Here is a 6,095-nt window from a genome sequence, read left to right as displayed (position 1 = left end):
CCCGCGTGCGGGAGCTGGAGGCAAAGAAAGACGCAGCGTTTTGGCAAGGCTGGGCTTTGCTGGCTGGTTTCATTACCGGGTCCCACGATGAACAGTCACTGGTGGAGGAAGCTGCAAGAGAACACGGCGTAACGCTAGCGCTTCTTGAAGCGTCGAGTTGCGATGAGTTCGAACTTGAGCCGCTGCGGAGAAAGGTTTTCATGTCAGCCGCCCTCGCCGCCACGGAGGTGCCCAATGCGTGAGCCACGGCAAGTTCCACAACACATCCCGGCAGGCGAAATTCCCACTGTGCGCGTGCTCAAGCATGTTTGCGGCGATCTTGTTTTCCGCGGAACTGCCGCTGGCCCTGGGATACATAAGGCCTACATGAACGCATACGGGGCCGTGAGCATTGAGGCCACCACCAACGGCGAACTGCTGGGCCTCTACCCAGGCGAATTTGAGTGGGTATCAGGCAAGCCAACGCGCTGGGGCCACGGTGACAAGAACACCATCTACATCATCGAGCCGTACGAGGGCGAGTGGACTACGGACAGCTTCTATGCGCGCAAGCGCACGGAGGCCACCGAATGACCGCAGCCGAACAGCCCATCTGCGTGTCCTGGCGCTGCCCGCGCAAGGTGGAATGCCTTGCCCATGCCTGCCACCGAACGTTTGCCGAGATCGTGACTGCGAAGGAATCTGGACGCACGGTCAACCTGGAGAGCACGGGCGATGGCTGCGGCGAGGCGCTGCCGCTGCTGGGGGTGCTGTGATGGCCTTCGAATACGTCAGACATACATATGGCGTCCCCGCTGACTTTGGCCGCCGCGTAGTTGTTGAGGGCAGGCCCGGCGTCATCGTCAAGGACTGCGGAAACTACATCGGGGTGAACTTTGACGCCGACAAGCCCGGCGTGATTTTGCCTTGCCACCCGACGTGGGAGGTGGTCTACGGCGACCTTGGCCCCGTGCGCAAGATCAGCCGCTCGCGGCAGCGCTACCTCGACTATCTTGAGGTTGGCGACCTGTACGATGGGTTCGGAGACTACCTTCGTCGCCACCGCGCTGATGATGCGCTGCTGGGGGTGAGTATATGACCCACCCCACCGTCCGCAACATCGTCGCCGTCGTGCGCCAGGCCTCGCCCGAGGGATGCACCGCGCGCTACGTGGCCAGGATCTGCGGCGAGACAATCCAGGCCGTGACCAAGGCCCTGGACCTGCAAGTTCAGGCCGGGCTCATGAGCACCGAAGAATATTTCGAGGGCGAGAGGTATATCGGCACCGTGTACAGGATGCGGGGTGGAAAATGAAGGCCGCAGGCGGAATTTGGCGCGGGTGGATATGGCGCGTCGTGTGGGAAACCTCACGCCCGTGGGGCTGCACCTACAAGGGTCAGCTTATCCGTGTGGGAATCCTGTGGCCCGACGCCATCGTTGCAGGCGGGATTCGGGCAAGGACATTACTGATTGTCTTGGGGCCGCTGGGTATGAGCGTGGGCAGGCTCAGGCCTGCGGGGGGGGATGCATGAACACGCCGCGCCTGCGCATGGGGGTTGCCATGCAGCGCCTTGGCGTTTGCCGCAACACGCTCAAGAAGTACATCAACGAAGGCTACTTGGATGCCGAACGGCTCCCCGGCGGGCACTGGCGAATTTCCGAGGAATCCATCGACGCCATGCTGAACAACACGCGGAACAAGGCTCTTGCACACTTGGCGAGTATCGGACTATGAAAATTCTCATGTCTATTCGCAAACCCTTCAAGATTCCAACTTCGGAATTCTGGTACATCGAGGTGGACCGGAAGCGCCGCAGCCTGCACACCAAAGACAAGAGCGAGGCGATGCGGCTCTACGCCGAGATCAAGCGCCAGTATCTTGCGGGCCGTCTGGCGCAGCTTCATGGGGATTGCCGAAAGACACTTGATGATTTCCGCACAGAATTTCTGGAATGGAGCGAGCAGAACCAGCCCAAGTCCACGTTCCGCGCGGGCCGCCTGGCCCTTGGGAAACTCATGGCCGAAACGGGCGGAAGCGTGCGCCTCGACGCCCTAAGCCTCCGCGACACGGACCGCATGGTCACAACGGCCCGCAAGGCGAAACTCTCCATCGCAAGCATCAACTGCTACCTGCGGCACGTGCGCGCCGTCATGGGCAAGGCCGTTGAGTGGAAGTACGTGAAGGTGAATCCACTGGCCGCAGTGAGAGAACTCACCGGCGGCGAACGCATGCCGAATTTCCTTTCCGCAACCGAAGTCGCCACCGTCCTGCACACCATCGAAGATATCGACCTTCGCCGTCTTGTGGCGGCGTATCTGGCCACCGGGCGCCGCCGCACGGAGCTCCTGGCCCTGGCCTGGGGGGATGTGGACCTGGAACGCGGGGTCTACTCTATCCGCAACAATACGGCCAAGCGCGGGAAAGGCGGCCAGTATCCCATCAACGCAGCGTTCCGCTCTGTGCTCCTGGCCATTGGCGAGGGCGCGGGCCGCGTGTTCTCGCGCTGGGAGCACCCGGACACCATCAGCCACTACGTCAAAAGAGCGCTGGTGGCCTCCGGCAACCCGCAGCTGCGCCTGCACGATCTGCGGCACAGCTTCGCCGTAGCCTTTGTGGAGGCTGGCGGGGATCTGCGCACGCTCCAGTCCCTCATGGGCCATACGCGCTACCAGACCACGGAAATCTACGCTCATGTGACCAATGACCACATGGCGCAGGCAGTCAACATGGTGAAGTTCGGCCCCCTGGATCTGTTCGGCAAGAAAGGGGATTAAAATGTGTGATGACAAGCCCTTTCTGATGATATAAACGGGCCCGGACGCGACAAAGAATAGCGCAGCCGGAAAGAGTTGATCCAGGCTTTGCGTGATGCAGGTGATTTATTCGCAAGCCTGCGTGAACAACAGCTGGCGATCATGGAAATTGAAAAGCTGTCTCGCGTAAAGTTTGCGTAAATACAACCCGGCAGGCCTTGCCAGTGCTCAACCGCCGTCTTCTTCGTAATCAGCAGGTCAGGAGTTCGACTCTCCTCGCTGGCTCCAGAGCAGACTAGGCCCCGCAACGGTTTGACGCCGTTGCGGGGCTTTCTCGGTGAGCAAGGCGAATGATCTATGAGAAAGACAAGGCATAGCGTTAAGCAAAGCCATGCGACCTGCAGCGGGGCAACGACCAGGCCCCAGGCATCTCAACGGTGATTAGGAAAAAATATCACTTGAGTGACTACGAAGACTACGCAACACCTTGCCATTTCCGTACTCAAAATGTATATTATACGTATGAGTCACAGCCAGAGGCTGACCTCATGAATATATGTATCGCGTTTCTGGGCAGACACTCGACAGGCCGGGCAACAACACGCAGGAGCGGCAATGTTAGCTGATCGGCACACATGCGAAGCGGGATTCATGGTTACGCGCCAGCCGGTGTTTGACCGGCGGCTTCAACCATGGGGAGCCGCCATGTGCTTCGCACAGCCCCAAAGCGAGGGAGAGCTGTTCGCCGACGAAACCACTGCCAACATGCTTCTCGAAGCCTACTTGCCGCAACGCGGAGTATCGCAGGCCCAGACCATCGTCTCCTTCCCCGCATCAGCTGTTCTGGAAGGAATCCCGCGAGTGCTGTGGCCTCAAGGAATTTATGTTGAGCTGGAAGAAGCAACAGGCACAACTCTCGGCATACCAAAGGCCGTGGCCGAACTAAAGCAAGCCGGATACGGGATAGCGGTTTCAGACTTCCACAACACCCCTGGGTGCCGCGCCCTGAACGCCCTTGCAGATGTGCTCGTGATCAATGCAGACGAACCGACAGGCGGCGCATCCCTGGAGGAACGCATCCACGATGCGCACGTATTCGGAGCCAAGTCCCTGGTGCGCGGCCTGACCAGTTGGACCCCCATGCTCCAGGCCCGCGCGGTCAACGCAGACATGTTCCAAGGGTTTTTCTTCAACAAGATGAATCTGCGTCCCAGCCAGAGAAGCATCACCGCCACCCAGCTGTCGCGCTTGCGCCTTCTGGAGTGCCTTGACAAGCCCGATGCCGACTTCAAGGCCCTGGCTCGGATTGTCGAAGCCGATGCCCCTTTGACATATCGCTTGCTGCTTTTCCTCAACTCCGCAAGCTTGGGATTGGCGCGCCAAGTGAACTCCATCCAGCAGGCCATTGTGCTGGCGGGATGGAAGCCTCTCAAGAAGTGGCTGGGAATCATCCTGCTCACGGATCTTTCACCCACGCCGCGCCACCAGGAACTCTGTTTCTACGCCGCACAGAGAGCCGGTTTTCTGCGACGCGTCGCCAAGGCCGCAGCCATGGAGCCCCTCATGCCGAAGCTGTCCCTCCTTGGGCTTCTTTCATACATTGAGGCAATCTTTGAAATGCCTCCAGCCCAGGCTCTGGCCGGAGTGCCCCTGGAAGACGACATCCGCCAAGCCCTTTGCGGGAAGCAAAGCAGCCTGTCGCCGTGGCTGTCTCTTGTGCAGGCCATGGAGAACAGCGACTGGGCGCAGGCTGCCCGATTGAGCAACAGTGTCGGACTCTGCCTGACAGACCTCTCCCGCTGCTATATCGACTCGCTCGCCGAGGCGGACACCTTGTTCCGCGTTCTTCCCGCGCCCGAAGCCGCTCCTGCGGCTTGACCAGCCGCCAACCGCACCACCTTGTCAGAACCAGCCATTCTCTGGGCTAACCGGAGTGACTGCGAGCGTCCAGTCCGCGCATGCCCTGGATCTCCACAGACGCGGTATAACCACCGAAAGCTCTCGGACTGGTCCAAGAGCGACCTCTGGTTAACACACGGCATTGCCAAAGACGCCAGGCATTACACATACAAAAGTACAGATGCATCGTTGGCCTGCATGAGTCATTGCCGCCGGAATAATAACACGCAGAGCACGACCAAAATACAGAAGTTGATTGGCCTATTGCGAACCAGCAATATGAGCTGAACGAAAGGTTGGAATGACGTTGGCCGCCACTGTATAGCGGCGGACCGGCGAAGTGTCGGCGCTACGCCAGGGGCAGCAGGCTGCCGGAACCTTCAGGGCCCAAAAAACCTTGAAGCTGACAAGCGTGGTGAAGCTCCTGCGGCAGCGGAGCCGCAGCGCAAAGGCTTCTAGAGCGATCGGCGTAACTCCGGCGCGCCGCCAATATCATCTGGTAGAAAAATACATCACAACGGGAAACAGCTCTCCAGTCGAGCACTACGCCGGCACAGCGCTCCAGCCCAAAAAGCAGGGCGTCACGAAGGTTGTCGAGAATCGGCGCAGTGATCTCTTCCGGCAGTTGCACCACTCCCATTCCTTCGGCAACACAGAACGACAGGGCACCGAACTCCTTCCTTTCGCTGCTGGGCTCAAGCACGACCACTGCATGAGGAACATTGTCAATGTGCCGTACGCGATCATCTGGCAACTTTACGAGACCGCTGACGTACTTGGGCTCCAGGATGGTGGCGAACAGCACGTAAAACGGTATGCTGTTGCCAAAAGCGTCCAGATCGCCCACAGCGGCAAAGTCAACCTTGCAGTCCACTATGCGGCCTGTGTCCATGAGCATCTTCAGCACTTCAAAGGGCATCCGCCCCTTGCCATGGATGTCGTGAATCAGGTCAAATTCCAGCAGATAAAGCTCGTTGCCGCCGCCCTTAGCCTGCTCAAGACTTATGGCGTCGACGCTGAAGATGCCCGCGTTGCCCACCTCGAACTGGGCCTGTGTGGGCTTTGCGTCCGCAGCCTCTCCATCGGGGTGGCTGATGGTCAGCAACTGAGCCACCTGGGCATCAATGGACAAGGTTTCGCTCTCGTGAATGTTGTCCACCAGGAAGGTGAGGCGGTCAAACCCCTTGAGCAGCACGTCAACCACAGTATGCGTCGGCTTGAGTTCGTTGCTGCGCACCATATGCAGCACGTTCTCCAGCTTGTGGGCAAGGGTCTTGATGTTGTCGAGCCCGAGCATGCCCGCGCCGCCCTTAATGGAATGGGCCAAGCGAAACACGCTGTTCACAAGCTCAGGGTTCTGGTGATCGCCTGCAGCTTCGATGTCCATGAGTGAGGACTCAATGCTGTCCAGGTGCTCGCGACAATCCTCAACAAAACTATGGATGAGCTCAGAAATGTCCATG

9 protein-coding genes are annotated in these 6,095 nt (G+C 59.2%); 8 read left to right on the top strand and 1 reads right to left on the bottom strand.

Annotated features, from left to right (window positions below; translation table 11 throughout):
• The 8 genes from Q8O35_RS12380 to Q8O35_RS12345 form a co-directional block, all read left to right on the top strand.
• Positions 1–242: hypothetical protein (locus Q8O35_RS12380; protein ID WP_305573751.1), on the top strand; the 242-nt coding region annotated here is incomplete at its 5' end.
• Entirely contained in the window at positions 235–573 is a 339-nt protein-coding gene (locus Q8O35_RS12375; protein WP_305573750.1) for a hypothetical protein, read from the top strand. The genes Q8O35_RS12380 and Q8O35_RS12375, both read left to right, overlap by 8 nt.
• Positions 570–755 carry a hypothetical protein gene (locus Q8O35_RS12370; RefSeq protein WP_305573749.1) on the top strand — a complete coding sequence of 62 codons (186 nt, stop codon included), beginning with the start codon at positions 570–572 and terminating at the stop codon, positions 753–755. The genes Q8O35_RS12375 and Q8O35_RS12370 overlap by 4 nt, the downstream gene beginning before the upstream one ends.
• On the top strand, positions 755–1,078 hold the full coding sequence (locus Q8O35_RS12365; protein ID WP_305573748.1) for a hypothetical protein: 324 nt from the start codon (positions 755–757) through the stop codon (positions 1,076–1,078). The genes Q8O35_RS12370 and Q8O35_RS12365 overlap by 1 nt, the downstream gene beginning before the upstream one ends.
• Positions 1,075–1,293: a hypothetical protein gene (locus Q8O35_RS12360; protein ID WP_305573747.1), complete on the top strand. Its 219-nt coding sequence runs from the start codon at positions 1,075–1,077 to the stop codon at positions 1,291–1,293. The genes Q8O35_RS12365 and Q8O35_RS12360 overlap by 4 nt, the downstream gene beginning before the upstream one ends.
• Before the next feature lie 214 nt (positions 1,294–1,507).
• Positions 1,508–1,714 (top strand): helix-turn-helix domain-containing protein, encoded by a 207-nt coding sequence (locus Q8O35_RS12355; protein ID WP_305573745.1) that lies wholly within the window; start codon positions 1,508–1,510, stop codon positions 1,712–1,714.
• 8 nt (positions 1,715–1,722) lie between these two features.
• Positions 1,723–2,754, top strand: a complete 1,032-nt coding sequence (locus Q8O35_RS12350) for a site-specific integrase (protein WP_305573743.1) — start codon at positions 1,723–1,725, stop codon at positions 2,752–2,754.
• Between the two features lie 594 nt (positions 2,755–3,348).
• The gene (locus Q8O35_RS12345; protein WP_305573741.1) at positions 3,349–4,611 is read left to right on the top strand and encodes an EAL and HDOD domain-containing protein; all 1,263 of its coding nucleotides are present in this window, start codon (positions 3,349–3,351) and stop codon (positions 4,609–4,611) included.
• Between the two features lie 370 nt (positions 4,612–4,981).
• Here the strand turns inward: Q8O35_RS12345 and Q8O35_RS12340 are convergent, their stop codons facing one another.
• Complete coding sequence (locus tag Q8O35_RS12340) at positions 4,982–6,094, bottom strand: Hpt domain-containing protein (protein WP_305573739.1); 1,113 nt, start codon at positions 6,092–6,094, stop codon at positions 4,982–4,984.
• Position 6,095: the final 1 nt, after the last annotated feature.

It is taken from the genome of Humidesulfovibrio sp., assembly GCF_030689645.1.
Classification (GTDB): Bacteria; Desulfobacterota; Desulfovibrionia; order Desulfovibrionales; family Desulfovibrionaceae; genus Humidesulfovibrio.
Note: the sequence above shows the minus strand (reverse complement) of the source record. Positions and strands in the feature narration are given on the sequence as shown.

Bases quoted from the DNA above. Each gene is read 5' to 3' on its own strand.
- Q8O35_RS12375 (WP_305573750.1), top strand. From the start codon at position 235: ATGCGTGAGCCACGGCAAGTTCCACAACACATCCCGGCAGGCGAAATT.
- Q8O35_RS12370 (WP_305573749.1), top strand. From the start codon at position 570: ATGACCGCAGCCGAACAGCCCATCTGCGTGTCCTGGCGCTGCCCGCGC.
- Q8O35_RS12365 (WP_305573748.1), top strand. From the start codon at position 755: ATGGCCTTCGAATACGTCAGACATACATATGGCGTCCCCGCTGACTTT.
- Q8O35_RS12360 (WP_305573747.1), top strand. From the start codon at position 1,075: ATGACCCACCCCACCGTCCGCAACATCGTCGCCGTCGTGCGCCAGGCC.
- Q8O35_RS12355 (WP_305573745.1), top strand. From the start codon at position 1,508: ATGAACACGCCGCGCCTGCGCATGGGGGTTGCCATGCAGCGCCTTGGC.
- Q8O35_RS12350 (WP_305573743.1), top strand. From the start codon at position 1,723: ATGTCTATTCGCAAACCCTTCAAGATTCCAACTTCGGAATTCTGGTAC.
- Q8O35_RS12345 (WP_305573741.1), top strand. From the start codon at position 3,349: ATGTTAGCTGATCGGCACACATGCGAAGCGGGATTCATGGTTACGCGC.
- Q8O35_RS12340 (WP_305573739.1), bottom strand. From the start codon at position 6,094: ATGGACATTTCTGAGCTCATCCATAGTTTTGTTGAGGATTGTCGCGAG.